At 63.2% G+C, this 25,616-nt stretch carries 23 protein-coding genes and 1 tRNA gene; 11 read left to right on the plus strand and 13 right to left on the minus strand.

Translation table 11 applies throughout. The features are described 5' to 3' along the window. Positions 1–115: 115 nt before the first annotated feature. Together BMX61_RS04620 and BMX61_RS04625 are read right to left on the minus strand one after the other, a co-directional pair. Positions 116–1,078, minus strand: a complete 963-nt coding sequence (locus tag BMX61_RS04620) for a YihY/virulence factor BrkB family protein (protein ID WP_075629217.1) — start codon at positions 1,076–1,078, stop codon at positions 116–118. 249 nt (positions 1,079–1,327) lie between these two features. Then, on the minus strand, positions 1,328–1,666 hold the full coding sequence (locus BMX61_RS04625) for a hypothetical protein (protein WP_075629056.1): 339 nt from the start codon (positions 1,664–1,666) through the stop codon (positions 1,328–1,330). Between the two features lie 263 nt (positions 1,667–1,929). On the opposite strand from BMX61_RS04625, the gene BMX61_RS04630 reads away from it, so the two are divergent. Both BMX61_RS04630 and BMX61_RS04635 read left to right on the plus strand, forming a co-directional pair. Next, positions 1,930–2,571, plus strand: coding sequence for a DUF47 domain-containing protein (locus BMX61_RS04630; RefSeq protein WP_075629057.1), 642 nt, complete (start codon positions 1,930–1,932; stop codon positions 2,569–2,571). Then, complete coding sequence (locus BMX61_RS04635) at positions 2,571–3,575, plus strand: inorganic phosphate transporter (protein ID WP_075629058.1); 1,005 nt, start codon at positions 2,571–2,573, stop codon at positions 3,573–3,575. Before BMX61_RS04630 ends, BMX61_RS04635 begins: the two co-directional genes overlap by 1 nt. An 87-nt stretch (positions 3,576–3,662) precedes the next feature. Here BMX61_RS04635 and BMX61_RS04640 read toward each other — a convergent pair whose 3' ends face one another. Beyond that, positions 3,663–3,899: a DUF378 domain-containing protein gene (locus BMX61_RS04640; protein ID WP_075629218.1), complete on the minus strand. Its 237-nt coding sequence runs from the start codon at positions 3,897–3,899 to the stop codon at positions 3,663–3,665. A gap of 255 nt (positions 3,900–4,154) precedes the next feature. Here BMX61_RS04640 and BMX61_RS04645 point away from each other — a divergent pair, with 255 nt between their 5' ends. Together BMX61_RS04645 and BMX61_RS04650 are read left to right on the plus strand one after the other, a co-directional pair. After that, complete coding sequence (locus BMX61_RS04645) at positions 4,155–4,358, plus strand: hypothetical protein (RefSeq protein WP_075629059.1); 204 nt, start codon at positions 4,155–4,157, stop codon at positions 4,356–4,358. 228 nt (positions 4,359–4,586) lie between these two features. Beyond that, positions 4,587–5,153, plus strand: a complete 567-nt coding sequence (locus tag BMX61_RS04650) for a DNA-3-methyladenine glycosylase (RefSeq protein ID WP_075629060.1) — start codon at positions 4,587–4,589, stop codon at positions 5,151–5,153. Here BMX61_RS04650 and BMX61_RS24250 read toward each other — a convergent pair. Then, the gene (locus BMX61_RS24250) at positions 5,137–5,364 is read right to left on the minus strand and encodes a hypothetical protein (RefSeq protein ID WP_139198875.1); all 228 of its coding nucleotides are present in this window, start codon (positions 5,362–5,364) and stop codon (positions 5,137–5,139) included. The genes BMX61_RS04650 and BMX61_RS24250 overlap by 17 nt on opposite strands. A gap of 67 nt (positions 5,365–5,431) precedes the next feature. Here BMX61_RS24250 and treZ point away from each other — a divergent pair, with 67 nt between their 5' ends. Both treZ and BMX61_RS04660 read left to right on the plus strand, forming a co-directional pair. After that, positions 5,432–7,342, plus strand: a complete 1,911-nt coding sequence (gene treZ / locus BMX61_RS04655; protein WP_075629219.1) for a malto-oligosyltrehalose trehalohydrolase — start codon at positions 5,432–5,434, stop codon at positions 7,340–7,342. Positions 7,343–7,512: 170 nt separating this feature from the next. Beyond that, positions 7,513–8,112: a DedA family protein gene (locus BMX61_RS04660; protein WP_075629061.1), complete on the plus strand. Its 600-nt coding sequence runs from the start codon at positions 7,513–7,515 to the stop codon at positions 8,110–8,112. A gap of 149 nt (positions 8,113–8,261) precedes the next feature. Here the strand turns inward: BMX61_RS04660 and BMX61_RS04665 are convergent, their stop codons facing one another. From BMX61_RS04665 to BMX61_RS04675, 3 genes are all read right to left on the minus strand, one after another. Continuing rightward, positions 8,262–10,301 (minus strand): methyl-accepting chemotaxis protein, encoded by a 2,040-nt coding sequence (locus tag BMX61_RS04665; RefSeq protein WP_075629062.1) that lies wholly within the window; start codon positions 10,299–10,301, stop codon positions 8,262–8,264. Between the two features lie 351 nt (positions 10,302–10,652). Next, positions 10,653–12,185 (minus strand): acyl-CoA carboxylase subunit beta, encoded by a 1,533-nt coding sequence (locus BMX61_RS04670; RefSeq protein WP_075629063.1) that lies wholly within the window; start codon positions 12,183–12,185, stop codon positions 10,653–10,655. Positions 12,186–12,328: 143 nt separating this feature from the next. Then, positions 12,329–13,681, minus strand: a complete 1,353-nt coding sequence (locus BMX61_RS04675; RefSeq protein ID WP_075629064.1) for a dicarboxylate/amino acid:cation symporter — start codon at positions 13,679–13,681, stop codon at positions 12,329–12,331. A 232-nt stretch (positions 13,682–13,913) separates the two neighbouring features. Here BMX61_RS04675 and BMX61_RS04680 point away from each other — a divergent pair, with 232 nt between their 5' ends. The 3 genes from BMX61_RS04680 (at position 13,914) to BMX61_RS04690 (ending at position 17,415) form a co-directional block, all read left to right on the plus strand. Then, complete coding sequence (locus BMX61_RS04680; RefSeq protein ID WP_075629065.1) at positions 13,914–15,770, plus strand: sensor histidine kinase; 1,857 nt, start codon at positions 13,914–13,916, stop codon at positions 15,768–15,770. Next, positions 15,767–17,134 (plus strand): sigma-54-dependent transcriptional regulator, encoded by a 1,368-nt coding sequence (locus tag BMX61_RS04685; protein WP_075629066.1) that lies wholly within the window; start codon positions 15,767–15,769, stop codon positions 17,132–17,134. The genes BMX61_RS04680 and BMX61_RS04685 overlap by 4 nt, the downstream gene beginning before the upstream one ends. A 65-nt stretch (positions 17,135–17,199) precedes the next feature. Next, positions 17,200–17,415, plus strand: coding sequence for a DUF3072 domain-containing protein (locus BMX61_RS04690; protein WP_075629067.1), 216 nt, complete (start codon positions 17,200–17,202; stop codon positions 17,413–17,415). 83 nt (positions 17,416–17,498) lie between these two features. Here the strand turns inward: BMX61_RS04690 and BMX61_RS04695 are convergent, their stop codons facing one another. Further along, a complete protein-coding gene (locus BMX61_RS04695) occupies positions 17,499–19,028 on the minus strand; it encodes an aldehyde dehydrogenase (NADP(+)) (protein WP_075629068.1) in 1,530 nt (509 codons plus the stop codon). Between the two features lie 439 nt (positions 19,029–19,467). Here BMX61_RS04695 and BMX61_RS04700 point away from each other — a divergent pair, with 439 nt between their 5' ends. Then, a complete protein-coding gene (locus BMX61_RS04700) occupies positions 19,468–20,334 on the plus strand; it encodes a hypothetical protein (RefSeq protein WP_139198876.1) in 867 nt (288 codons plus the stop codon). Between the two features lie 266 nt (positions 20,335–20,600). After that, positions 20,601–21,143 (plus strand): hypothetical protein, encoded by a 543-nt coding sequence (locus tag BMX61_RS04705; protein ID WP_139198877.1) that lies wholly within the window; start codon positions 20,601–20,603, stop codon positions 21,141–21,143. A gap of 246 nt (positions 21,144–21,389) precedes the next feature. On the opposite strand, the gene BMX61_RS04710 is transcribed toward BMX61_RS04705, so the two are convergent. From BMX61_RS04710 to BMX61_RS04730, 5 genes are all read right to left on the minus strand, one after another. Beyond that, positions 21,390–21,465 (minus strand) — tRNA-Lys (locus BMX61_RS04710). Between the two features lie 163 nt (positions 21,466–21,628). Then, on the minus strand, positions 21,629–22,543 hold the full coding sequence (locus BMX61_RS04715) for a PhzF family phenazine biosynthesis protein (RefSeq protein WP_075629071.1): 915 nt from the start codon (positions 22,541–22,543) through the stop codon (positions 21,629–21,631). A gap of 201 nt (positions 22,544–22,744) precedes the next feature. Beyond that, positions 22,745–23,488 (minus strand): NUDIX hydrolase, encoded by a 744-nt coding sequence (locus tag BMX61_RS04720; protein WP_075629072.1) that lies wholly within the window; start codon positions 23,486–23,488, stop codon positions 22,745–22,747. Next, entirely contained in the window at positions 23,485–24,588 is a 1,104-nt protein-coding gene (locus BMX61_RS04725; RefSeq protein WP_075629073.1) for an endonuclease/exonuclease/phosphatase family protein, read from the minus strand. The genes BMX61_RS04720 and BMX61_RS04725 overlap by 4 nt, the downstream gene beginning before the upstream one ends. A gap of 220 nt (positions 24,589–24,808) precedes the next feature. Further along, positions 24,809–25,609, minus strand: a complete 801-nt coding sequence (locus BMX61_RS04730; RefSeq protein ID WP_075629074.1) for an SHOCT domain-containing protein — start codon at positions 25,607–25,609, stop codon at positions 24,809–24,811. Positions 25,610–25,616 lie beyond the last annotated feature (7 nt).

Genomic DNA, 25,616 nt, shown 5'->3' on the forward strand with positions numbered 1-25,616 from the left:
CAATCATGCTTCTGCGGCAGCTTTGCGTTTGAATGGATTTGCAAGATGCCTGGGAGGAGACCGAAAACCCGGTGTCGGCTTGAATGCCGTCGCCGGGTTTTCGGTTTTTTAGCCGTTACTCGCTCGCTTTCCCCACCGTGTCGGCAACATAAGCGCCACGCTGACCCAGCGGGCGGGCCTGGCCCGTCGTGGTGTCGCGCGCCGTCTGATGCTCCAGCTCCGCATTGATCTCTGCTCCGACGATCAGGATGATGACCGAAATCCAGGTCCAGATCATAAAGCCGATCAGGGCGCCAAGCGTGCCATAGGTGGCATTATAGTCGGCGAAATTGTCGATGTAATAGGAATAGCCGAGCGAGGCGATCAGCCAGGACAGGGTGGTAAAGGCGGCACCCCAGCTGATCCAGGGCAGCTTTGCCTGCTCCCGGCTTGGGCCATAGCGATAGACCATGACGACAGCGGCGGAGACCATGACCAGGAGGAACGGCCAGCGCAGCATGCGCGCCAGGAGTTCTGTCCAGCGGTCGAGCCAAAGATAGGAAAGTACGGCCGGCATGACGCCAATCAGCGCCACTACGGCCATGGCGATCACCAGAAAGCCGAGCGTGAAGGCGAAAGACATCAGCGTCAGCTTCACGAAGCCGCGCTTCTCCTTTTCGTTATAGGCGACATTCATCGCATCGAAGAGCGCGAGCGTACCATTATGCGCGCTCCACAGGGCGACGGCGAGACCGACCAGGAAGCCGACGCTGAGCGCAGACGTCTTCTGCGCGGTCAGGGCGCTGAGCTGGTTGAGGATGATATCGAGGGTTCCGGCAGGCAGAACGCTGGAGAGGAAGCCGATCGAAGAGCCGATCGACTGCGGATCTGCCACGATCCCATAAAGAGAGACCAAAGCGCCCAGTGCTGGAAACAGGGCCAGCAGCATATAGAAGGTGACACCTGCAGCAATCAGCGTGACACGGTCGTCCGAAACCTCATGAAAGACGCGCCAGAACACATCCTTCAGGCCACGCATCGGAATGTCGTGGGGACGGTCGGCCTGCCGCCCGCGTCCCACATCCTGTGCCAAGGTCATTTCATGAGCGACATCGATGTGAACGTCCTTGTCGCTGGGCACTAAGCCGGTTTTTGCCATGTCCTCACCCTCTCGCCAGATGCCGATACATCCTTTGGCACGCCCGCTTTCGCCTCTTCGGCCGCGCCACACATACTCGTGGTCAAATCCTGGACCTGTCACGCCCGAGGTCAGAACCAGGCTGACACGGACAACCCTTGTTTCGCGCATTGCGCTTTCGCGCAGGGGCAGCGCCGACAGAAGACGTGCCTAGCCCGGGCTGGCGCCTGATGGCGTGTTCGAAGGAAGTTGTCCCGGCTTGATGACAGGCGTTTCGCCCGCATTCGGCGCGGGCGCCACAAGGCCGCCATCACCCGTGGCGGGTGGAGCCAGGACACCGTTACAATTGTCCAACCGTTCGGTCAGAGACGCGCTGCCATGGTTTGGATTGGCGCCGGTTCCGGTCGAAGACGGCGCGCCTGTGCAATTGTCGCCACCCGCCGGCGCTGTTGTCGCCTGTGCTATCGCCTCGGTTGCCGCAAGCGCCATGACCACGAAGGCGACGGCCGCGAGAACGCGGCGGGATCGGACATGTGAATGGCTGGTCATGACGGCGCTCCCTGCTGTGGCAAGTGCAACGCGAAAACCGACCAACCAGTTCCGTGAATGCGTCATATCTGGGGCAGCGATCAGCAGGATGGCCAAGCTGGTCTCGCGCAATAGAGCGGAAGAAGACCGATCTGTGGACAACCCAGCCAAGGCGTCCCTGTCGATCTTTGCGGCTTGCGCCTCGACCTGACCTGTTTATGACATAATTATGACAATTCGCGGCCCTGGCCATCATGCGGGGATGCCCGACAAAGGAGAGCCCGATGCTTGGCTGGTTCCGAAAACTGCTTCCTCGCGAAGATCGCTTCTTCGATCTTTTTGCGGCTCATATCGAGCGCGTGGTCGGCGCAGCCGATGCGCTGAACGATCTTCTGCAAGGCCATGAGATCGAAATCAACTGCGCCCGGATCGTCAAGCTCGAACATGAGGCCGACGATCTGACGCGGGACGTGCTGCAGGCCGTGCGCCGATCCTTCATCACGCCGTTCGACCGCAGCGATATCAAGGATCTCATCCAGTCGATGGATGATGCCATCGACATGATGCACAAGACGGTCAAGACCATCCGCCTGTTCGAGCAGACGGAGTTCGAGCCGGGCATGCAGGAAATGGGGCGCGTGGTCGTGGAGGCAGCCCGGCTGGTGGCCGAGGCCGTGCCCCTCCTCAAGGACGTCAACCGCAACGCTGCCAAGCTGACACAGCTCGCCGAAGAGGTGACGCGCGTCGAGGGCCGGTCCGACGAGCTGCATGACGAGGGGCTGAAACAGCTCTTCCGCCGCTATGGCAAGGACAATGCGATGGCCTTCCTGATCGGCAGCGAGATCTATGGCGAACTTGAGAAAGTCGTCGACCGCTTTGAGGATGTCGCCGACGAGATCAGCGGCATCGTGATCGAGAATGTCTGATGGATGCCACCCTCGCCCTTCCGCTTCTCATCTGCCTCATCGCCGTCGCGCTGTTCTTCGATTTTCTGAACGGCCTGCATGATGCGGCCAATTCCATCGCTACTATCGTGTCTACCCGGGTGCTGCGTCCGCAATATGCGGTGGGCTGGGCGGCCTTCTTCAATTTCATTGCCTTTCTCTTTTTCGGGCTGCATGTGGCCGAAACGCTTGGCACCGGCATTATCGATCCGGCAATCGTCACACCCAGGCTGATCTTTTCCGCTCTCACCGGGGCCATCGCCTGGAATATCGTCACCTGGGTCTTCGGCATTCCGTCCAGCTCGTCCCATGCGCTGGTCGGCGGCCTTGTGGGCGCCGGGGTCGCGAGTGCGGGAACGAACGCCGTGGTCTGGGCCGGGCTGACGAAGACCGCTTCCGCCATCGTGCTGTCGCCGGCTGTCGGTTTCTTCCTGGCCTTGCTCCTGGTGCTGATCGTGTCCTGGCTCTGCGTTCGCCAGACGCCCTTTGCCGTCGACCGCACCTTTCGCATCCTGCAATTCATTTCGGCCTCGCTCTATTCGCTCGGCCATGGCGGCAACGACGCGCAGAAAACCATGGGCATCATCGCCGTCCTGCTTTATTCGCAGGGCCTCCTAGGAGAGAGCTTTTATGTACCGCTCTGGGTCGTGCTCTCCTGCCAGTCGGCCATGGCGCTGGGCACGCTGTGCGGCGGCTGGCGGATCGTTCACACCATGGGCTCCAAGCTAACGCGGCTTAACCCGATGCAGGGCTTCTGTGCTGAAACAGGCGGCGCGCTCACTTTGTTCGGTGCAACCTTCCTCGGCATCCCCGTCTCGACCACGCACACGATCACCGGCGCGATCGTCGGTGTCGGCGCAGCCCGCAGGGTCACGGCCGTCCGCTGGGGCCTTGCCGGCAATATCGTCGTGGCCTGGGTGGTGACGATGCCGGCCGCCGGCCTGATCTCGGCCGCCAGCTACTGGATTGCCGGCCTCTTCGCCTGACATCCTTCGACGCGAAAAACGCCGCCCCGTCTTTTTGACGGAGCGGCGTTTGCATGTCGCTTTGCCCCTGGCAGGGCTCAGCCATTTTTAGCGATGGGTCAGATTGGCCTCGGCGCGGGTTTCGCCGACCGAAAGGGACTTGGCGAAGGGGACAAGCTGCCAGATCGCCGACAGACCGACCAGCGTGTAGACGATCGTCGCCAGAACGCTGTCCTGACCGCCGAACAGGGTGGCGACTAGGTCGAAATCAGCCAGGCCGACCAGCAGCCAGTTCAGGCCGCCGACAATGATCAGAAGAAGCGTGATAATGTTGAGCGCTCGCATGATGAACTCCATGTTCAGTTTTGGCATTGATCGATGTTTGGCAATCACGCAAGAAGAACATTTGTTAGGTTTTTTTGTTCCTTCCTCTGCATATCACGAAAACATGCACGTGATAGTCCATACGAAATCGGGAACTTTTGCAAATTTCGTCGCTTATGATTCAAGTCGACAGGATCTTCATCTTCTTGTCGACGAAATCAATACAGAAGAAGAAACATATCTTACTTAAAATAATCTGATAGACAGGATGAGGGTATGACGAAAATCAGCCAGGAGCAGAACGCCATTCGGCCGGACCCGCTCGAAACCCGCGCCGACCCGGACAAAGCCGGCCCCGAAGCCACGATGAAGCCAAAGACGGCGTCCGACCCGCATCCGGGTTCGATCTCTGATGGTACGGAGCCGCAGGCCCGGGAAGGCTCGACACCGATCGCAGACCGCAAGGGCGCAAGCCGCTAAGCGGTGGTCTGCTAACAGGCCGCTTGTGCCCTCCCTTCTCTGTCGACCATCGCAAAGCCCCTTCGGCTCGGCGTCTTGCCAGGACGCATCGGGTCGAAAGGGGTCGCTTGCGCGATGGACGACAGAGCGCCGTGAACGATAGAATGAGACGCGCGGGAGCACGCAAGGCGTTAGGGATCGCATCCATGGCAGGCGCACTCCGGAAGCAGGAACGATGAGATGTGACAGATGATCTTGGATGCCAGCACCGAGCCGGGTGTTGACTTTTTCGACCGCGACGTTCTGCTGGTCGCGCCCTCGCTGATCGGCGCCGTCTTCAGCCTGGACGGAACGGGCGGCATCATCGTGGAGACGGAGGCCTACCGCGCCGATGATCCGGCATCGCATAGCTATAGCGGGCCAACAGAGCGAAACCGCGCTATGTTCGGCTTGCCTGGCACGGCCTATGTCTACCGCTCCTACGGCATTCACTGGTGCTTCAACATCGTGTGCCAGCCCGGCAGCGCTGTGCTTGTGCGCGCCCTGTCGCCGAGCCTCGGTCTGGAGCGCATGGCCGAACGGCGGGGGCGTGGCGAAAAAAAGCTTTTGTGCGCCGGTCCCGGACGCCTCTGTCAGGCCTTGGGCATCGACATCAGCCACAATGGTCTGGCGGTGGATCAGCCACCGTTCATGCTGACCTTGCCCGCCGAGCCTCAGAATGTCGATGTCGGCACCCGCATCGGCATCACCAAGGCGGCCGAACAGCCCTGGCGCTTCGGCTTGAGAGGGTCGCCCTTCGTCAGCCGGCGATTTTAAAATGCTCATCTACCCGCGCTTCAAGCCAGCCAGACTGCGTTGTGGGCTCCTCAGACACATCAAAGGTTGATCGACGCTCGCCGATGAAACCTTCTGCAAGCTTTGTCGTTTTGCTGCGCTGGCAGGTGGCGTTTGAAGGCAAATGCGGCCGGCTGGTCGCGCCGTGATCGAGACGGCTTGTTTCCTTCCGCCGAAAGGACCCGATCCCCATGAGCGCTCCGCCGCCTTACCCTGCCGACGATGCCGGCAGAGTCTTATCTCACCCCTCCGATCGCACGATGCCTTTAGGCGCCCGACCCGTCGAGGGCGGCGTTGCCTTTCGCCTCTGGGCCCCGGCGCGGCGCATGGTGCATATCGTCAGCGATGGACAGAGGCATGCGCTTACCACTGACGGTCACGGATATTTCGAGGGTGTCGTCGCAGGCATGCAGCCCGGCAGCCTCTACCAGCTGCAGCTGGACGAGGAGGCGCGGCTCTATGCCGATCCGGCCTCCCGCTTTCAGCCTGAAGGGCCGGAAGGGCCATCGGAAGTCATGGATGCCTCGGCCTATCGATGGACCGACGATGACTGGCGCGGGATCGAGCCGGCAGGACAGGTGATCTATGAGATGCACATCGGCACCTTCACACCGGAGGGAACCTATCGGGCTGCTGCTGAAAAGCTGGCCTTCCTGAAGGAGATCGGCGTGACGCTGATCGAGATGATGCCGGTGAACGAGTTTTTCGGTGCATTCGGCTGGGGCTATGATGGCGTCCTGCCGTTTGCGCCGACCCGACTCTATGGCCGTCCCGATGATCTGCGCGCCTTCATCGACCAGGCGCATGGTCTCGGCATCGGCGTGATCCTCGATGTCGTCTACAATCACTTCGGACTCGGCGAATGTTTCGAGGCCTTCAGCCCAGATTATTTCACCGACGCCTATGCCAATGAATGGGGACGGTCGATCAATTTCGATGGCCGCAATGCCGAGGGAACACGCGCCTTTTTCGCCGCCAATGCCGCCGCTTGGGTCGAAGACTATCACTTCGACGGGTTGAGGCTCGATGCCACGCAGGCCTTGTTCGACAAGAGCGACGATCACATCATCGCTGAGATCGCCCGCGCCGCCAGGGCTGCGGCGGGTCAGCGGCGTATCTATATCGTCGGGGAAAACGAGCCGCAGGCCGCGCGGCTGATCCGCCCGGCACGCGAAGGTGGCTATGGCCTCGAAGCGCTGTGGAACGATGATTTTCATCATTCGGCGACGGCGGTGCTGACGGGGCGCAACGAGGCCTATTATCACGATCACCGAGGGATGCCGCAGGAGTTCATATCCGCGGCCAAGTTCGGCTTCCTGTTCCAAGGCCAGCGCTATGACTGGCAAAATCACGGCCGGGGAGAGCCGGCGCGCGATCGGGCGCCCTGCAGCTTCGTCCATTTTCTCCAGAACCACGATCAGGTCGCCAATTCCGGGCGAGGCCTGCGCGCCTCGGCGCTGACCTCCATGGCGCGCCTGCGCGCCGCCACTGCCTTGCTTCTGCTGGGGCCGCAAACGCCGATGCTGTTCCAAGGGCAGGAGTTTTTCGCGGCGACCCCCTTCTTCTATTTCGCCGATCACGCCGATCCGAAAAATGCGGATATGGTGCGCAACGGCCGGATCGCGTTTCTTCAGCAATTTCCAAGCCTGCGCGATCCCGAAATTGTCGCTCAGATGGCAGATCCATGTGATGCCGCCACATTCCAACGCTCCAAGCTCGACTGGCAGGAGGCCGCAAGCAAGCCGGAAGCGCTCGCCCTTCATCGCGACCTCCTGCGGCTGCGCCGTGAAGAACCGGCCTTCCGCCAGGCCGAGCGGCGCCGGTGCGTCGATGGCAGCGTCATCGGCCCCTCCGCCTTTCTTCTGCGCTTCGAGGCCGAAGATCCTTGGGACGACAGGCTGCTCCTCGTCAATTTCGGCGCCGATCTCACGCTGATCAGCCTTCCCGATCCGCTTTTCGCGCCGCCAGCCGGCTGCCAATGGTCGGTTCGGTGGTCCAGCGAGGCGGTTGCCTATGGCGGCACGGGGCAGAAGGCCATCGACACGCGCAAGCGGTTCCGTCTTCCCGGCGAAAGCGCCCTGCTCTTCCATCCGCAAGCGATGGAGGATCATCCGATGATGGACAAGGCAGCCTTGGACGAGTGGCAGGCCGGCGTTAGCGAAGGCGGATGAGGCGGTTCATCCCAGCCGCGCTCGCGCGCTATTGACGTGCGGTTAAGGGATAGACCTCATCGGAACACGATCAAACACGTTCGCGTCATCCGCTCTCTGACCGATGGAACGGCCCTTTCGCCGCCTATATTGGCGACAGGCGGCATGTCCGCTCCATCGAAAGGAGACCCATGGAAGATTTCGTCCACATGATGATGCAGCGCTTCGGCGCCTTCGGTATCGCCTTGCTGATGTTCCTCGAAAACGTCTTTCCGCCCATTCCCTCGGAACTGATCATGCCGCTGGCGGGCTATCGTGCGACGCAGGGCGATATGTCGATCGTCACGGTGATCCTGGCAGGCAGCATCGGCTCATTGGCCGGCATCCTTCCCTGGTATTTCGCAGGTCGCGTGCTGGGCGAAAAGCGCGTAAAGGCCTTTGCCGCGCGCCATGGACGCTGGCTGACGCTGACCCCCGACGATGTGAGCGCCGCCGAGCGCTGGTTTCGCGAGAAGGGCATGACGGCTGTTCTCTTTGGCCGCCTGGTGCCAACGGTGCGCACGCTGATTTCAGTTCCGGCCGGCATTGCGCGGATGAGCTTTCTGCCCTTCCTGCTGTTTTCCGCCCTGGGCACGGTGGCCTGGACGAGCCTGCTGGCGCTCTCGGGCTTCGCCCTTGGCCAGGCCTATGAGGCCGTGGAGGCCTATGTCGATCCGGTGTCGACGGGCATTTTGGTCGCCATGGTCCTTGTCTATCTTTATCGCGTGGTCCGCTATCAGCCACAGAGCTGAGCGTTTCCCCGCGCATCCGAACCAAAAGTGGAAACCGGTCTTCGGGCAAATCCCAGGATCAAAAGTACGGACGCTAACACGCAAAAAGGCCTCCGCATCGGTTTCGATGCGGAGGCCTTTCTTGTTACTGCGTCAACGACAGAGCCGGCTCAGAACTCTTCCCAGGCGTCAGCTGCCGGCTTGCTCTTGGCGCTTGGCGCCGGGCTAGAGAAGGCGGCGGCAAGCTTATTGGTCAAAGCCCGTGCCGGAGATGGCTTGGCAATATGGTGAGCCGCGACGGCAACGGGCGCGGCCGTGCGCGGCTTCAGCACCGGCATCGGCCGGGGGGCGACCGAGCTATTGGCCGGGCGTCGCACGCTCTCGCCGGAAAAGCCCGAGGCCATCGGCATTGCAGCCCCTTCGCCCACGCGGAACCGGCCGATGACCTCGCGCAGACGCGTGGCATCGCTGGCGAGCGAAGCGCCGGCCGCATTGGTTTCCTCGACCATGGCAGCGTTCTGCTGGGTCACCTGATCCATCTGGTTGACCGCGGTATTGACCTCGGCCAAGCCGACAGACTGCTCGCGCGCGGAGGTGGCGATCGCGTCCATATGCTGGTTGATATCGACGATATAGGTCTCGATGGTCTTCAGCACCTCACCTGTCTGGGACACGAGCAGCACGCCGCTCTCCACCTCGCCGGAGGAGTTGCGGATCAGTTCCTTGATCTCCTTGGCGGCCTTGGCCGAACGCTGGGCAAGCTCGCGCACCTCCTGGGCGACGACGGCGAAACCCTTACCGGCTTCCCCGGCCCGTGCAGCCTCGACGCCGGCATTGAGCGCCAGAAGATTGGTCTGGAAGGCGATCTCGTCGATCACGCCGATGATGTTGGCGATCTGACCGGAGGACTGTTCGATGCGTTGCATGGCATTGACCGCATCGGCCACGACGGAGCCGGAGCGGGTCGCGCTTTCATTGGCGCTTTGGGCCACACGGCGGGCCTCGTCGGCGCGCTTGGAGGAGTTGGCGACATTGGCCGTGATCTGGTCGAGCGCGGCAGCGGTTTCCTCCAGGCTCGCCGCCTGCTGCTCCGTGCGCTTGGAGAGGTCGTCGGCGCCGCGGCTGACTTCGCTGGCACCGCTGTCTATCGAGGACGCGGCAACCGCGACGGCCGACAGGCTCTCGCGAAGCTGAGCGACCGCACCGTTGAAATCCATGCGCAACGTTTCGAAGTCCGCCGCAAAGGCTTCTGTCAGCTCATAGGTGAGGTCGCCGGATGCAAGATGGCGCAGGCCTTCGCCCAGACCGGTCGTTGCCTTGGCCATATCGGCAGCGCGGCGGGCTTCGGCCTCGGCGTTTCGCTGCCGCTCGACATCGCTGCGGCTGCGCTGCGCCTCGGCATCCGCTTCCAGCTGACGCGTCTTCAGGCCATTTTCCTTGAAGACGGCCACGGTGCGGGCCATTTTGCCGATCTCATCGCCCCGGTCGGCTTCCGGAACATCGGTACCGAGATCGCCATTCGCCAGTTTGGCCATGGCGCCCACCATCCGGTCGATCGGCCGAACCACCCAGGCGCGGATAGAGACAAAGGCGGCAATCAGAACGATGACGAGGCCGAGAAGAACGCCGATGATCGTCGTGCGGGCGACCGTTATCGACAGGTTCGTGAGATTGTCGGACGCCGTGGCCGTATCGCTGACGAGATCGTTGGACAGGGCAACGATCTTCTTGGTGAGGTCGCGCAGTGCAGGCTGACAATCCTGGCCGAACAGGAGCTGACTGCTCTTCACGTCCTCTTCGGCAAGGCTGGTGGCACCGGCCTTGATCACCGCGCCGCAGGCTTTTTCGATCGTCTGAGCGCCTTCCGTCTTCAGCGCGCTGATGCGACCGTCGTTGGGGATCAGCACCTGCGCGGCTTCCAGACGGTTGGCGAACGTGTCGCGGGCATCCTGCAGCTCGGAAAGCGCCTGCTTGTCATCCTCCTCCGTCCGGGCAATCAGCAGTTCACCGATGCTGGAGCGCACGGCCTGAAGCTGGCGCGAGGCGCGCGAGACCAGCGTCGCTGCACTGGCCTGGCCGGATATGAGATTGCTGTAGGACGTATCGATCCGCATGAGCTGGGTGCCGGAATAGAGCGCAGCCGCAACGGTAAAGAGACCGAAGGCCGCCAGCAGCGTCAAAAACTTTGCCAGGATCGAAATGTTCTTCATTGCTATGCCCTGATGTCCTTTTCGCACAAGACATCAATCACCGGCCTCAAGACCGACGCTGCCGAAGGTTCAAGACCAGAGGGCTGCGTGGCGAGGCACGAGGATCGACTCTCCATGAGCCGACAATGGGCAAAAATGACTTTCTGGCCGGTTAATCCTAAGCGGCAAGCTCTTCTGGTTGTAACGATATTCAGCGTTGGCGCATGCATCAGCAGAAAGCCGCGCGGCAACCCTGTGCAGTGTTGCCGCGCACACGATCACACCCCGCATGCGGACCAGCCCCTACAGGGGTTGGGAAAAAGGAGCTTGGAAAGGCACATGACCAAGCTCTTTCCATCGGTGCGGTGGGCCTTAAAGAGGGATATTGTCGTGCTTGCGCCAGACCTGTTCCTTGCGCTTTCCACGGAGGGCCGCAAAAGCGCGCAGGATTCGCCGCCGCGAGGAATGCGGCATGATCACCTCGTCGATGAAGCCGCGCTCCGCCGCGACGAAGGGATTGGCGAAACGCGCTTCGTAATCACGGGTGCGGGCAGCGATCTTCTCGGCGTCGCCAAGCTCCGAACGGTAGAGGATCTCGGCCGCGCCCTTGGCGCCCATCACCGCAACCTCGGCACTCGGCCAGGCATAGTTGATGTCGGCGCCTATATGTTTCGAGGCCATGACATCATAGGCGCCGCCATAGGCCTTGCGGGTAATCAGCGTCACCATCGGCACCGTGGCCTGCGAATAGGCGAACAAAAGCTTTGCGCCATGCTTGATCACGCCGCCGGTCTCCTGCGTCACGCCCGGCAGAAAGCCCGGCACATCCACCAGGGTGAGAATTGGAATGGAGAAGGCATCGCAGAACCGCACGAAGCGGGCGGCCTTGCGGGATGAGTCGATATCCAGGCAGCCGGCCAGCACCATCGGCTGGTTGGCGACGACGCCGACCGTATGCCCGTCGAGCCGCAGGAAGCCGATGATGATGTTGCGCGCGAACTCAGCCTGCAGCTCGAAGAAATCGCCCTCGTCGGCAAGCGCCAGGATCAGCTCCTTCATATCATAGGGCTTGGTGGAGAGTTCAGGCACCAGCGTATCGAGCCGCAGGTCGATCCGCTCGGGATCGTCATAGACGGGCCGAAGCGGCAACTCCGCGCGGTTGTTGAGCGGCAGGAAATCGAAGAAGGTACGGACCTGCTCGAGCGTCTCCACATCGTTTTCGAACGCCGCATCGGCTACGGAGGATTTCTTCGTATGGGTGCCGGCGCCACCGAGCTCCTCTGCCGTCACGCTTTCATTAGTCACGGTGCGCACGACATCCGGCCCGGTGACGAACATGTAGGACGTGTCACGTACCATGAAGATGAAGTCGGTCATAGCGGGCGAATAGACGGCGCCCCCGGCGCAGGGGCCCATGATCACCGAGATCTGGGGAATGACGCCGGATGCCTCTGCATTGCGGCGAAACACCTCGGCATAGCCGGCGAGCGAGGCGACCCCTTCTTGGATGCGGGCGCCGCCGGAATCGTTGAGACCGATCACCGGCGCGCCGTTGCGCATCGCCATGTCCATGATCTTGCAGATCTTCTCGGCATGGGTTTCCGACAGCGAACCACCGAGAACGGTAAAATCCTGGGAGAAGACATAGGTCTGGCGACCATTGATCGTTCCCCAGCCCGTGACCACGCCATCGCCCGCCACCTTCTGGCCGGCCATGCCGAAATCGACGGCGCGGTGGGTGACATACATGTCGAACTCTTCAAAGGAACCGGGATCGAGCAGCACCTCGATGCGTTCGCGCGCGGTCAGCTTGCCCTTGGCATGCTGGGCCGCCACGCGTGCCGCGCCGCCGCCGGCCCGTGCTTCGTCGCGCCGCGCCTCAAGCTCCGATAGAATCGCCCGCATACCATCCCCCCTGCCTGTCTCGCGCCCGGTGCGTGGCACCTGCGCCTCCCCTTCTCAGATAGCGCGTCACGCGGCCAAAGAAAACGGCCCCCGCCGAGGTCGACGAGGGCCGTTTTTGTCAGTCTTAAAGGCGTCTTGTGCCTTTATTCGGCAGGCTGCAGAGCGCGATGACCGACGGGCTGATCGACGATCGCCACCGGATCCGTCTCCAGCTTGCCGGCCATGGCGGCAGCGAACTGCTCCTTGTCCAGTTCGTTCTCCCAGCGGGCGACGACGACAGTGGCCACCGCATTGCCGACGAAGTTCGTCAGCGCGCGGCATTCGGACATGAAGCGGTCGATGCCGAGGATCAGCGCCATACCGGCGACCGGAACGGAGGGAACGACGGAGAGCGTGGCCGCCAGCGTGATGAAGCCGGCGCCGGTGATGCCCGCAGCACCCTTGGACGACAGCATCGCCACGAGAAGCAGAAGGATCTGATCACCGAAAGACAGCGGTGTATCCGTGGCCTGGGCGATGAACAGCGCCGCCAGCGTCATGTAGATATTCGTGCCGTCGAGATTGAAGGAATAGCCGGTGGGAATGACGAGACCGACGACCGAGCGCTTGCAGCCCGCCCGCTCCATCTTCGACATCAGGCCCGGCAGAGCGGCTTCGGAAGACGAGGTGCCGAGAACGAGCAGCAGCTCTTCCTTGATGTAGCGGATCAGCGCCAGGATCGAGAAGCCGTTATAGCGGGCAACCGCGCCAAGGATGACGAAGACGAAGAGCAGCGAGGTGACGTAGAAGGTGGCGATCAGCATGGCGAGGTTGGCAATGGAGCCAATGCCGTATTTGCCGATGGTGAACGCCATGGCGCCGAAGGCACCGATCGGGGCGGCCTTCATCAGGATGGCCACCAGGCGGAACATCGGCGTGATCACGGCATGCAGGAAGTCGACAACCGGTTCAGCCGGCTTGCCGACCAGCGCCAGCGAAATGCCGAACAGCACCGAGAAGAACAGGACCTGGAGAATATCGCCTTCCGCGAAGGCGCCGACGATGGTCGTCGGGATGATGTTCATCAGGAAGCCGGTGATGGTCGAGTCATGGGCCTTGGCGGCATAGGAGGCGACGGCCTTGGCATCGAGCGTGGCAGGATCGATATGCATGCCCGATCCCGGCTGGACGATGTTGGACACCAGCATACCCACGGCAAGCGCGAGCGTGGAGAAGCAGAGGAAGTAAAGCATCGCCTTGCCGGCGACGCGGCCCACCTTCTTCATGTCGCTCATGCCGGCGATGCCGGTGGTCACGGTCAGGAAGATGACCGGCGCGATGATCATCTTGACGAGCTTGATGAAGGCATCGCCGAGCGGCTTCAGCGAGGCGCCGAGATCGGGATAAAAATGGCCGAGCAGGATGCCGAGCGTGATGGCGAAGATCACCTGCACATAGAGATGACCGTAGAAGGGGACCTTTTTCTGTGGCCCGGCCTGCGTGATTTCAGCTTTCATTCGACCCTCCGACACGCTCTTACCGTTGCCGGCCTCCCGAGCGTTTTGTTGACATTCGCCAGCCGCACGGCTGATGCTCCTGTTTTGCAAAGCTTGTGCCAAATGACAGTCGTCGGCAGAGCCGCCTGATTCTATTCATAAAATTTTCATAGTTCGGCCATTGCCGGGACAGTCGGTGCGAAAATCCGCACAGTCCCCTTGTCTTGCGTGCGAAAAGGCGCACAGTTTCGCGATGAGTTTGGTCTACGACAATCCGGCGACGCGGCTTGCGCCTCTGAGATCCACGCGCAAGCGATGGCTTATATTTGCCACGGTATCCGTCGCGCTTGCGATAGCCGCGATCCTGGCGGCGGACCGCTACAGCCGGGCAAGCGCGCTGGCGGATTTGGAGGCCGATGCCCGCAGCGAGGCCGATCTGAAGGTGGCGCTGCTGCGCGCCGTTCTGGAGCGGCCGCGTGCTCTTCCCCTGCTGCTCTCGCGGGATCCCGATGTAGCCGCAGGCCTGCGCGGCGGTCCGTCCGCCATTGCGCTCGATCGCAAGCTCGAAGGTCTGGTCGATGCCACGGGCGCCAGCGTTCTCTATGTCATCGGCGCCGATGGCCGCACGGTTTCGGCCAGCAACTGGCGTGAGCCCACGAGCTTCGTCGGCAGCGATTACAGCTTCCGCGACTACTTCCGCGAGGCGATGCGGGCCGGCGAGGCCGAGCAGTTCGCGCTCGGCAATGTCAGCAAACGGCCGGGGCTTTACATTTCTCGAAGAGTGGAAACGGAGGATGCGCCGCGTGGCGTCGTGGTCGTCAAGATGGAGTTCACCGGGCTGGAAGCGAGCTGGGCGGGCTCCGGCCGGCCGACCTTCGTGGCCAATGAGGATGGGGTGATCCTGATCACCAGCCGGCCGGACCTGCGTTTTCTCACTACCGCGCCGATCCCTGAAACGAGGCTGGCGCCGATCCGCGAAAGCCTGCAATTCGGCGATGCGCCGCTGGCGCCGATCCCTCTGGTAGAAGGCGACCGCCTGGGGCCGGGAGCGGGGCTTGTAGTGGCTGAGCTGGCGAAAGGCCACCGCGCCGCCTATCTGCGCCTGATCGTGCCGGTGCCCACTACACATTGGCAGCTTTCCTATTTTACGCCTGTCGATGCCGTGCTGTCCGCCGCTGAGCGGGAAATGCGGCTGATGACAGTCGGCACGCTTCTGCCGCTGCTTTTCCTCGCGGGCCTTATCCTGCGGCGGCGCGAAGTGGCTGAGGTCAGGCGCGAGCGCGAACAGATGGCCCGCGACAATCTGGAGCGCCGGGTGATGGAGCGCACGCGCGACCTGACGCAGGCGCGCGACCGGCTTCAAGCAGAAATTGCCGACCACCGCGCCACCGAGGCGCGGCTGCAGGGCGTTCAGCAAAGCCTCGTGCAGGCCAACCGGCTGGCCATTCTCGGCCAGGTGGCGGCCGGTGTGGCGCATGAGATCAACCAGCCCCTTGCCACCATTCGCGCCTATGCGGAAAACGCCCGCATCTACCTCGCCCGCGCCCGCGAAAAGGACGTGGAAGACAATCTCGGCGCGATCGCGGCGCTGACCGAACGGATCGGCACGATCACCGAGGATCTGAAGGCGCTCGCACGCAAGGGGCGCGGCGACGCTGAGCCCGTATCGCTGAAGGCCGTGATCGACGGCGGCATCGTGCTTCTGCGCAGCCGTTTTGCCGGGCGGCTGGAGGCGCTGGAGATCCACCATCCGCCCGATGCATTGATGGTCATGGGCAATCGCGTGCGTCTGGAGCAGATCGTCATCAACCTGCTGCAAAATGCGCTGGAAGCCTTGGGCGAGCGACTGGATGGCAAGGTGCGCGTTTCGGTCCGCGATGAAGGCGACATGGCAGCGCTGTTGATCGCCGACAATGGAGCAGGCATCGCGCCTGATATTCTCGACGCCTTGTTCACGCCCTTCAACACCTCCAAGGAAAAAGGCCTTGGCCTCGGCCTCGTCATTACCAAGGATATTGCCGCCGATTATGGCGGAACGATCGAGGTCGACAGCAGCGCCGCCGGCACCTGTTTTACCGTGCGCCTGAGAAAGGCCGGAGCCCATCCATGACATCGGACGCCGCTTTGCCCGTCATCCTGGTCGATGACGATGCCGATCTCCTCAGAGCGACCCTGCAGACGCTCGACCTCGCCGGCTTTTCCGTCACGGCCTGTGCCTGCGCGGAAGACGCCTTGGCCGCCCTGCCCGCTGACTTTCCCGGCGTCGTGGTCAGCGACATCCGCATGCCGAGGATCGACGGGCTGGACCTGTTTCGCCGGATCCAGGCGCGCGACGCGGAATTGCCGGTGATCCTGATGACCGGGCATGGCGACGTGCCCATGGCGGTCGCGGCCCTGAAGGAGGGCGTCTATGATTTCATCGCCAAGCCGTTTTCGACAGAGCGGCTGGTGCACAGTGTGCGCAAGGCGGGCGCGGCGCGGCGTCTTCAGCTTGAAAACCGGCATTTGCGGGCGGCAGCCGATGCCGCGCAGGATGGGTTGCCGCTGATCGGCCAGACACTGGCCATGGAGCGGCTGCGCCATACGCTGCGCCAGATCGCGGACACCGATGTCGACGTGCTGGTGCTCGGCGAGACCGGCAGCGGCAAGGAGGTGGTGGCCAGCCTGCTGCATCGCTGGAGCCGGCGCGCAACTGGCCAGTTCGTCGCGCTCAACTGCGGCGCCCTGCCTGAAACCGTCATCGAAAGCGAGCTCTTCGGCCACGAAGCCGGCGCCTTTACCGGCGCGCAAAAGCGGCGGATCGGCCGTATCGAACATTCCGGCGGCGGCACGCTGTTTCTCGACGAGATCGAGAGCATGCCGCTTGCCACCCAGGTAAAGATGCTGCGCGTTCTGGAAATGCGCGAGGTCACACCGCTCGGCACCAATGAGGTACGTCCGGTCAATCTGCGCGTGGTGGCCGCCACCAAGGTGGATCTCGGCAATCCCTCGGCGCGCGGGGACTTCCGCGACGATCTCTATTACCGTCTGAATGTGGTGACGCTGGCTATCCCGCCGCTGCGCGAGCGGCGCGACGACGTGCCCCTGCTTTTCGGCTTCTTTGCCGAGCGCGCGGCCCAGCGCTTCGGGCGCCCGGTGCCGACCTTGAGCGACAGCGTCAGCCGCCACCTGAAAACGCATGACTGGCCCGGCAATGTCCGGGAACTCTCGCATTTTGCCGAGCGCTTCGTGCTTGGCCTGTTCGATCAACCCCCGGGCACTCCAAGGCTTGATAAGACGGATGCGGCACTCAGCCTGCCGGAGCGGATGGAGCGCTTCGAAGCCGAGGTGATCCGCGAGACGCTGGCACAGCATCAGGGCGATGTCCGGCGCACGATCGAGGCGCTCGGCATCCCCCGCAAGACCTTTTACGACAAGCTCCAGCGCCACGGCATCGTGCGCGGTGACTTCGAAGGCGGCGCTAAGGAGCTTTGACGGAAATCGGGGAACCTTGGCAAGACTAGAACGTTACCGGAACAAATTAGCCAAGGAGCCAAGATATGGTCGATGAACGAACCGCCGCCGAACCTTCGTCCAATACGGAAAAAGACCCGGATGACTGGGTGAGTGGCGACGAGCCGATGACGGGCGCCCAGCGCTCCTATCTCAAGACCCTGTCGGAACAGGCCAAGGATGACGCGGCCTTTGCCGATGACCTGACCAAGGCCGAAGCCTCCAAGCGAATCGACCACCTGCGCGAGACACTGAAGCTGTAAGCGCAGGTCGTCCCACATGAAAAAGGGCTCGCTCCGTCTATGGCGGAGCGAGCCCTTTTCACTTCAAAATAGGATCTTCGCGATCAGCCCTTGCGCAGCGGCTGCGGCAACAGGGCGTCGGGGAAGTCCTGGTAGCAGACGGGGCGCAGGAAGCGCTCGATCGCCAGCGTGCCGACGGAGGTGGAGCGACCATCCGACGTTGCCGGATAGGGGCCGCCATGCACCATGGCCGGAGATACTTCGACACCCGTGCCAAAGCCGTTGACCAGCAGGCGGCCGGCCAGAAGCTCCAATTCGGGCAGCAGCTTGGCGGCTTCGGCATGATCGTCGGCATCGATGTGCAGGGCGACGGTGAGCTGGCCTTCCAGCGCGCCGATGACCTTGTGCAGCTCTGCCAGATCCTGGCAGGCGACGATCAGGCCGGAGGCACCGAAGACTTCTTCCTGCAGCTCGTGATGAGCGATGAAATCGGCCGCCTTGACCTCGAACAGCGCGGCGCTGCCCTGATGATCCGTGCCTTCCTGACCGGCGGCAATCTGCTTGACCGTGTCATGCCCCATCAGCTTGGCCACGCCTTCGCGATAGGCCTTGCAGATGCCGGGAGTCAGCATGGTCTGGGCTGGAACGGCCTTCAGCGCCTCGGCCGCTGCCTGCTTGAAGGCCTCAAGACCTTCGCCTGCAATCGCCAGGATCAGGCCCGGATTGGTGCAGAACTGGCCGGCGCCGAGCGTCAGCGAGCCGGCAAAGGCACGGCCGATGTCAGCGCCACGCTTGGCCAGAGCGCCGGGGAACAGGATCACCGGATTGATCGCGCTCATTTCGGCATAGACCGGAATCGGCTGCTTGCGCTTGGCGGCAATATCCATCAGCGCCAAGCCACCCCGGCGCGAGCCGGTGAAGCCGACAGCACGAATGCGCGCATCCGCCACAAGCGCCTGGCCGATTTCATAGCCCGCGTCGAACAGCAGCGAGAACGTGCCTTCCGGCAGGCCCGAGGACATAACAGCCTTCTGCACGGCGATGCCGACCAGTTCGGACGTGCCGGGATGGGCGGAATGTGCCTTGACGACGACGGGGCAGCCAGCCGCCAAGGCGGACGCGGTGTCGCCACCGGCGACCGAGAAGGCGAGCGGGAAATTGGAGGCGCCGAAGACGGCGACCGGACCGAGCGCCAGGTTGCGCAGCTTCAGGTCCGGCTTCGGCACAGGCTTGCGCTCGGGATCGCCCGCGTCGAAACGCAGCTCCTGGAAGCGGCCTTCGCGCACCTCTTTGGCGAAGAGGCGCAGCTGGTTGACCGTGCGCATGCGCTCGCCTTCCAGCCGGCCGCGCGGCAGGCCGGTTTCGGCCATGGCGCGCTCGATCAGGCTGTCGCCGATGGCAAGAATGTTTTCAGCGATTGCCTCGAGAAAGGCGGCACGCGCTTCCAGCGCGGTTTCGCGATAGGCGGGAAAAGCCGCCCAGGCAAGCGCTGCGGCGCGATCGACATCGGCCTTGGTGGCTCCGGCAAAACGGCCCGGCAGCGCGGCACCGGTTGCTGCGTCAATGCCGAAAATCTCACCGCCGCTGCCCGGGACGGCGGAATTGCCGATCAGAAGATTACCCGTGAGGTCCATTCGCTTCATCCCTTCGATACGTCATCTCGCGCGGCACGGCCTCCCCGGCCCGCCCGGCCCTTCGCGATGTAGGAATGGCCGAAGCCTTCTAACAGGTCCGGCCGCCCTTTCACGCGGCGGCTCTGACATAGCCCGCCGCCCGGCCGAGGTACAGTGAAAAGTCATACTTTATCCCCTCGCCACCGTTTCGATGCCACGCCATCGTCCAAAGTTCTTGCTGACAGAGGCACATGAAGGCCTGCCGGACATTCCGTCAGCACTTTTGTGCCGAAACCGGACGGCGGCAGCGGCTGGATACGTTTTGGTAACCCTGGCAGGGGCAAGGTGGCGGCAATGGGGCACGGACCGCAGCAGCGCCCCCGCGCCTCGATGCCTGCCAGATGGCGGCATGGTCCGCAGGGACATGAAAGGCGCGCCGCAAGAATTTCAGGAGGCCGACATGGCGAAAGCCCGCCGCACCCCCCGCAAGGCCGCGTCTCCGCGCGGCAAGGCCACGAAAAGCCGCGCCGCAGCGCCGTCGTCCATGGCACGCTGGATCGGCCTCGGCTTGGCCGCGCTCGGCGGGATCATCGCCTATGACCATCGCGATCTGCTGCCCGCGCAGCTTCTGAACGATGCAAGCCGTCAGGTGGCAACCCTGGCTGCGCCACTCTCCCGGCTGAAACCGGAGACAGGCAGCGCGGGCACCGACCGGACCACACCCACGGCCAGCATCCCCAAGCCCGCCACGCGGCCCATGGCGCAAGCCGGCGCCGGCGTGCAGGCCGCAGCCGCCCACGGCGCCTTCACCCTTGCGCCGCGGCCCCTGCCTAATGTGCCGCCCGGCCCGCGTCCGCCGCTGCCGGTTGGCGCGGGCCCGACGATGCCCTCGGCACAGACCGCCTCGACCGGGCCTCTCGCTCCCCCAGTCGCCGCGCCAAAGGCCACTGCGGCGACCATGACACCAGTCCTGACACCGCAAGCCGCGCAGGCGGCAGCCATGCCCAAGAGCTTCTATTTCTGCGGCATCCGCACGGATAATTGCGTGATCAGCGGCGATACCTTCGTCTATCGCGGCGCGAAGATCCATCTGGCCGATATCGCGGCGCCCAATGCCGCCGCGCCGAAATGCGAGGAAGAGCGCAAGCGCGGTTTCTTTGCCAAGGAACGCTTGATGGCTCTGCTCAATGCCGGCCCGATCGATATTGGCGGCGCCTCCAGCGGCCCGATCGTGACCCGGGACGGCCGCTCCATCGGCCAACAGCTGGTTGCCGAAGGCTTTGCCCGCCCCGCCAGCGTCAAAGCCTCCTGGTGTGGCGGCGCCTGAAACGGCGCGCCAAATCATCAGGCCGCACTGTGGCTCTCAGGTCGTTCCTGTCTCAAAGCCGCTGTGTGAGTTCACACTGACCATCTTCGTAGCCTCACCATCCAACAAGGGCTCAGGAAGCGCATGCTGCTCGACGCCTGCTTCGTCCGCAGCTTGCGCCGCGAACTACGCGCGAAAGCGGGAACCGAAGGGCCCTCAGATGCATTCCCTCGCCGATCCGTGAGCCTGTGCGCATGGATGCGGATGCCGACGATTGGGAGGGACGCATGATCGAGACTTTTATCAAGGATCTGGCGGCGATGCTGGTGAAGGTCGCGCTCGCGGTGCTCTTCGTTCTCTCGGGCATCCAGGCCGCCTCTGCCTTGATAACGATGCGCCCGCCGATGCCCCTTCCCGGCGGGTTGACGGAAGGCGGCGCGGCACTCTGGACCGCAAAGCCCACGCGCATCGACGTCAGCCAGCAGCGTTACGAGCGGCTGCCGGCACGCCTGCCCGCTGCACCGCCGCAGGACGACTATCCGATCCGCATGGTCGGCAATGGCGAACTGCTGGTTCTGGACAATGCCCAATTCCGCTGGCGCGGCACGACCTATCGCCTCGATGGCATCGCGCCGCTTCCCCGCAAGGCCGTGTGCCAGAGCAGCAGCGGCAAACGCACGGCCTGTGGCCTGCATGCCTTCAAGGCGCTCGACAATGCCATGCGCGGCAAAGCGATCGCCTGCAAGCCCACCGGGAGCGCCCCCGGCCTCGTGACCTGCCGCACCGGCAACCGCGATCTCGCCTCGCTGCTGCGTCCCCTCAACGGATAAGGGCAGGACAAACAAGCCGTTCGTTGTCGCATGGGATACGAAAAGGCGACGACGCTGAAAGCGAAAAGCTTCGGAGGCGGCCAGAATCAGCGTCGAGGTATCGGCGATAGGGAACGAGCGTCACGGAGCAAAAATGCAAAACGCCGCGTCATCAGCGCGGCGTTCTTTGTGTCTGGCCTGAACAAATCAGCGATAGGCGCTCGTGTCAGCGCCCCAATCTATTCCGACCTAAGTCTCTGAAAACTTTGGTGGGTGATCACGGGCTCGAACCGTGGACCCGCTGATTAAGAGTCAGCTGCTCTACCAACTGAGCTAATCACCCATCCGTCCGCCGCCGTTTCTGGTGGCGTGACCGGGCATATAAAGGGGTTCGGCGGGACTGTCTAGCGGTGCGGCGCGAAATTTCAGAATTTTTTGTCGTCTTGTCATTCCGCTTTCATCCAAGCTGCCTGCCCTGTGGATAAAGTTTGGCTCGGGCTGCTGCGTCAGATGAACAGCGTGCCCTCGGCCAGCTTCACAGCCTCACCGCCGATGCGCGCCGCCGCGACCGCGCCGCCTTCGACCTGAAGGTGGAGATGCAGGAAGGATGTGCGGCCCATTTCGACGCCTTGCTCGATGAGGATGGCGTGATTGCCGTCAATGAACTGATCGAAATGCTGGATCGTGCCGGAAAAGGCCGCCAGCGCCGCGCCGGTGGCCGGATCCTCGGAAATGCCCATATCGGGCGCGAACATGCGCACATGAAAGCGCGCATTGTGATGCTGTCCACCCCGGCAATAAATATAGGCCGCCGCCAGGCGCCCCTCCACGAGCGGCGCGATCTTTTCCCAGCGGCCCGGATCGAAATCCACCGCCGCCGCGGCGGCGAGATCGTGCACCGGAATGGTGACGAAGGGCACGCCAGCGCTCCACAGACCCGCGACATGATTCTCAAAGCCGATCTGCGTCAGCCGCAGGCCGAGTGCATCGGCGAGAGCCTGACGGTCGATGCTGGCCGAAAGCTTTGCCGACTGGCGCGGCAGGTCGAATTCGGCAAAGCTTGCCCCATCGGAGCGAAGCCGCACGGCGCAACGGATCGGCCCGACCTGTTCTTCCAGCACCTTAACCAGGTCGATCGAGGTCTCCCGGCCGAATTTTCGTTCAGCCAGGGCAATCGCCGTGCCGACGGTGGGATGGCCGGCAAAGGGCAGTTCGCGCGCCGGCGTGAAGATGCGCAGCTTGGCAGCATGGGTGCCGACCTCAGGCGCCAGGACAAAGACGGTTTCAGACAGCGCGAATTCGGCGGCGATCGCCTGCATGCGCTCCGTATCCAGCCCTTCGCCGTCAAACACCACCGCAAGCGGATTTCCCTTGAGCGGCGTATCGGTGAAAACGTCGTAGATGGCATAGGAACGCGTCATCGGCGAAGACTCCTTGGCTGGCATGCGTGCATATTGGGCCGGTAGCGTCGCGCGCCGCTGAAGGGTGAGGTCAGCGCAAGGCTGAACACGGACCGAGGCTGCTGACGACCACGGCCAAATTTGGCATAGCCTCGCTTGGCGCGACAAGAGGCTTTGGCGGATCTCGGCGCCATGCCGCTCGCCCAGCCTTCCACAGACAGTCTAGCGCTGGCCGAGAGCCCAGCCGATCACCTGGGGCATGAAGCTCGCATAATCATGGCGCGCGGGATCCGCATCGCGAATTGCCACGGCGCCATCGATTTCCGACTGCGCCTCCGCTGCGATATGCGCGCCCACACGATCGAGGATCGTCTGCGCATCCTCGGCAAAGCGATAGCAGCGCGCCACCAGCACGGCGCCCTGTTCATGACGTCCGAAAAATCCTGCTTCGGCCTCGCTCGCGTCAAGGTCGAGCCCGGTTTCCTCCAGCACCTCCCGGCGCATGTTGCCCATGATGTCGCAGCGTCCATCGACGATATCATGCCGATCGAGCGAGCCGGAGGCGCAATAGACCTTTCCAGGATTGGCCGTGTGCTGCGCCATGCGCACCGCGATCACGGCGCCATCGGCCGAGAGGATGACCGGCAACACGGCGAGATGCAACGCCTTGTCCAGCGGCCTTGTCTTTCGCCAGTACAGGAAGCTGGAGAAGGGCGCGAGATAGGCCGCCGTTCGTATTACACCGTCTTCGATATGAATCGCACGGTTCAGCACCATTTCGCCGTTGAAGAGATGCGGATTGGCCGCAACCTCCCGCTCCCAATTTTCGGCGATGGCGTCCGCCGCATCGACCAGAAACGGATGCGGTCCGTCGAGCACATTCACCTTCACGGCGGACAGAGGAAATATGGTCTGCGCCGGCGGCCAATGCGCGGCGTTGCTCTCGGCAGGGATCATCGGGCTCATATCTCCAGGGCCATGACGACGGGACAATGGTCTGACGCCTTGGGTCGGTCCCAGCCGATGCGCGGATAGCGCTCCGCATCCTGACCCGGCGGAAACGGCGTTCGGAAGGGCTGGCCGGCGCGGATGATCTCCGGCAGCGCCTCGGGATTGGCGGCGGCAAGGGCCGGCGACAGCCATAGATAGTCAAGCTGGCAAAGATGGCGCTCGGCCGGCCCACGCGCGTGAAACAAGGTCCAGCGTGCCATGGGATCCAGCCGGGCGACCACGTTTTCGGCAAAACCATCCTGGCTGAACACGTTCAGGGCGCTATCGGCCTCAGCAACGGGGTGGAAGCGGTAGCCTTCGCGGCGACTGCCTTCGATCAGGATCTTTTCCTGGTAATCGTTCATGTCGCCGCAGATCGCGAATCGCGCCTCGGGCAAGGCATCGCCGAAGCGGCGCTCGATGATCCTGCGCACACCGAGCGCCTCCGCCCGGCGCAGCGGCATGGTGGCGGCGCGGCCATCGACCCCGCCGCGCGCCGGCCCCATGGACTTGAAATGCACGAGAAACAGGGTCAGCGGGCGGCTGCCGATGGTCAGATCAACCTCCAGGCAGTCCCTGCGGAAGAGGCGTGCCTCGGGATGGGCGCTCTGCGCCAGCTCCGGCGTGAGAACGCCCAGCGAACCGAAGGTCGCGTCGGCATGCGAGCGGATCTTGACGATGTCGATCGGCGCGCCTTCCGCCGTTTCCTCCCGCAGCATCAGCGCCACATCGATGCCCCGCCCATCATTGCCGGGCATGAGGATCTTGCGGCGATAGCCACGACCCATCATCCGGTAGAGATAACCGTTCTCGAAGGCTTCGAGCGCCGGCAAATCATCCACCTCCTGCAGGCAAACGATGTCGGCGTCGCAATCCGCGATCGCCAATGCCGAATGCTGACGCGTGTCGTCGGCAAGCGCGATCATGCGCGCCTCTTCCAGCCGCCGATAGCCGGCCTCATCGCCGATTTCGAACAGCTTCAGCACCCGGTCCTGCTGGTCGGGCTTGCGATAGCCGGCAAAATCGAACCGGCGCATGAGGTTTTCGACGTTGAACGTGGCGAGGCGAAGCTGCATGAACAATCCAGGAAATGGCCTCTGTCAGGCAAGGCGGATCAGACCGTCTGCGCGGCGGGTGGCAGAGCGTGTAAGCGTTCCACGCCTGCGGCCTGACAAGGCTGCGTATCGCTTGTGGCACGACGGCTCGGATCGAAACGATCTCTGATCATGTTATCGTGGCATCCTAGACGATAGACGATCCTGATGCAGGTCCTGCCTCTCGCGAAGACATCCGCCCTCACAGCCGCGCCAGCAGTTCCGTTTTCTTGGTGGCAAATTCCTCGTCGCTCAAAATGCCGGCGTCGCGCAGCGAAGCGAGCTTCTCGATCAGGCCGAGGATTTCCTGCGCATCGACGCGCGCAGCCGATGGCGGAGATGCAGCCGCCGGAGACGATGCAGCGCGCTGCGGCGAGGCGGACGCGGCCTGAGGAGCTGGCGCGGGCTCGGCGTGATGGACATCGACAGCCGCCTGTTCGGCCGGCGCGGCAGCCGATGGCGCATCGACGCGGCGAAGGCTCGAAACCGGGAAGGTGCCGAGCTGGCTGGAGAAGCTCAAGGACTGGCCGCTGCCCTGTTGTTGGCTGACGCCGCCAATCAGATGTGCGCCGGTATCATAAAGCGTCACCACGTCGCCTTCGCGGATCGCCAGGCGCTGTCGCATGGGAAAGACCGCATAGGCACTGTCGTTCTGGCCGCCGCTGCTCGAAGGCTGGCCAAGCTCGGCGGGCCACCATGCGCCGGATTGCCCCTGCCCGCCCCATGGTGTGGCGATCTGGCCATTGGCCAGCGCCATCGACAGCGCATTGCAGAGACCGTCGACATTGGCCTTCAGCGTGTGATTGAACATATCGCCGACCATGGTCATGCCGCCGAGCATCCACTGGCCGTTGCCGCCCAGCTCGGAAATATCGAACTGCGCCATGCTGCCCTGCCCGCGGCGCACGGCGTCGAGCATGGCGCGCACGGCCTGATCGCTGACATGAAACTGGCGGGCGAGGTCCGAAAGGAAGGCTTCGGTCTCCGGGGGAAAACCCTGCATGCGCGGC

The sequence above is a fragment of the Xaviernesmea oryzae genome, assembly GCF_900109605.1.
Taxonomy (GTDB): Bacteria; Pseudomonadota; Alphaproteobacteria; order Rhizobiales; family Rhizobiaceae; genus Xaviernesmea; species Xaviernesmea oryzae.

What these genes read in the sequence shown, in the direction of transcription:
- BMX61_RS04645 (WP_075629059.1), top strand. Translation starts at nt 4,155, where the DNA reads ATGACGAAAATCAGCCAGGAGCAGAACGCCATTCGGCCGGACCCGCTC.
- BMX61_RS04725 (WP_075629073.1), bottom strand. Translation starts at nt 24,588, where the DNA reads ATGCAGCTTCGCCTCGCCACGTTCAACGTCGAAAACCTCATGCGCCGG.
- BMX61_RS04630 (WP_075629057.1), top strand. Translation starts at nt 1,930, where the DNA reads ATGCTTGGCTGGTTCCGAAAACTGCTTCCTCGCGAAGATCGCTTCTTC.
- BMX61_RS04705 (WP_139198877.1), top strand. Translation starts at nt 20,601, where the DNA reads ATGATCGAGACTTTTATCAAGGATCTGGCGGCGATGCTGGTGAAGGTC.
- BMX61_RS04675 (WP_075629064.1), bottom strand. Translation starts at nt 13,681, where the DNA reads ATGAAAGCTGAAATCACGCAGGCCGGGCCACAGAAAAAGGTCCCCTTC.
- BMX61_RS04700 (WP_139198876.1), top strand. Translation starts at nt 19,468, where the DNA reads ATGGCGAAAGCCCGCCGCACCCCCCGCAAGGCCGCGTCTCCGCGCGGC.
- BMX61_RS04620 (WP_075629217.1), bottom strand. Translation starts at nt 1,078, where the DNA reads ATGACCTTGGCACAGGATGTGGGACGCGGGCGGCAGGCCGACCGTCCC.
- BMX61_RS04695 (WP_075629068.1), bottom strand. Translation starts at nt 19,028, where the DNA reads ATGGACCTCACGGGTAATCTTCTGATCGGCAATTCCGCCGTCCCGGGC.
- BMX61_RS04685 (WP_075629066.1), top strand. Translation starts at nt 15,767, where the DNA reads ATGACATCGGACGCCGCTTTGCCCGTCATCCTGGTCGATGACGATGCC.
- BMX61_RS04680 (WP_075629065.1), top strand. Translation starts at nt 13,914, where the DNA reads ATGAGTTTGGTCTACGACAATCCGGCGACGCGGCTTGCGCCTCTGAGA.
- BMX61_RS04640 (WP_075629218.1), bottom strand. Translation starts at nt 3,899, where the DNA reads ATGCGAGCGCTCAACATTATCACGCTTCTTCTGATCATTGTCGGCGGC.
- BMX61_RS04690 (WP_075629067.1), top strand. Translation starts at nt 17,200, where the DNA reads ATGGTCGATGAACGAACCGCCGCCGAACCTTCGTCCAATACGGAAAAA.
- BMX61_RS04650 (WP_075629060.1), top strand. Translation starts at nt 4,587, where the DNA reads ATGATCTTGGATGCCAGCACCGAGCCGGGTGTTGACTTTTTCGACCGC.
- BMX61_RS04720 (WP_075629072.1), bottom strand. Translation starts at nt 23,488, where the DNA reads ATGAGCCCGATGATCCCTGCCGAGAGCAACGCCGCGCATTGGCCGCCG.
- BMX61_RS04715 (WP_075629071.1), bottom strand. Translation starts at nt 22,543, where the DNA reads ATGACGCGTTCCTATGCCATCTACGACGTTTTCACCGATACGCCGCTC.
- BMX61_RS04660 (WP_075629061.1), top strand. Translation starts at nt 7,513, where the DNA reads ATGGAAGATTTCGTCCACATGATGATGCAGCGCTTCGGCGCCTTCGGT.
- treZ (WP_075629219.1), top strand. Translation starts at nt 5,432, where the DNA reads ATGCCTTTAGGCGCCCGACCCGTCGAGGGCGGCGTTGCCTTTCGCCTC.
- BMX61_RS04635 (WP_075629058.1), top strand. Translation starts at nt 2,571, where the DNA reads ATGGATGCCACCCTCGCCCTTCCGCTTCTCATCTGCCTCATCGCCGTC.
- BMX61_RS04665 (WP_075629062.1), bottom strand. Translation starts at nt 10,301, where the DNA reads ATGAAGAACATTTCGATCCTGGCAAAGTTTTTGACGCTGCTGGCGGCC.
- BMX61_RS24250 (WP_139198875.1), bottom strand. Translation starts at nt 5,364, where the DNA reads ATGGGGATCGGGTCCTTTCGGCGGAAGGAAACAAGCCGTCTCGATCAC.
- BMX61_RS04670 (WP_075629063.1), bottom strand. Translation starts at nt 12,185, where the DNA reads ATGCGGGCGATTCTATCGGAGCTTGAGGCGCGGCGCGACGAAGCACGG.
- BMX61_RS04730 (WP_075629074.1), bottom strand. Translation starts at nt 25,609, where the DNA reads ATGCAGGGTTTTCCCCCGGAGACCGAAGCCTTCCTTTCGGACCTCGCC.
- BMX61_RS04625 (WP_075629056.1), bottom strand. Translation starts at nt 1,666, where the DNA reads ATGACCAGCCATTCACATGTCCGATCCCGCCGCGTTCTCGCGGCCGTC.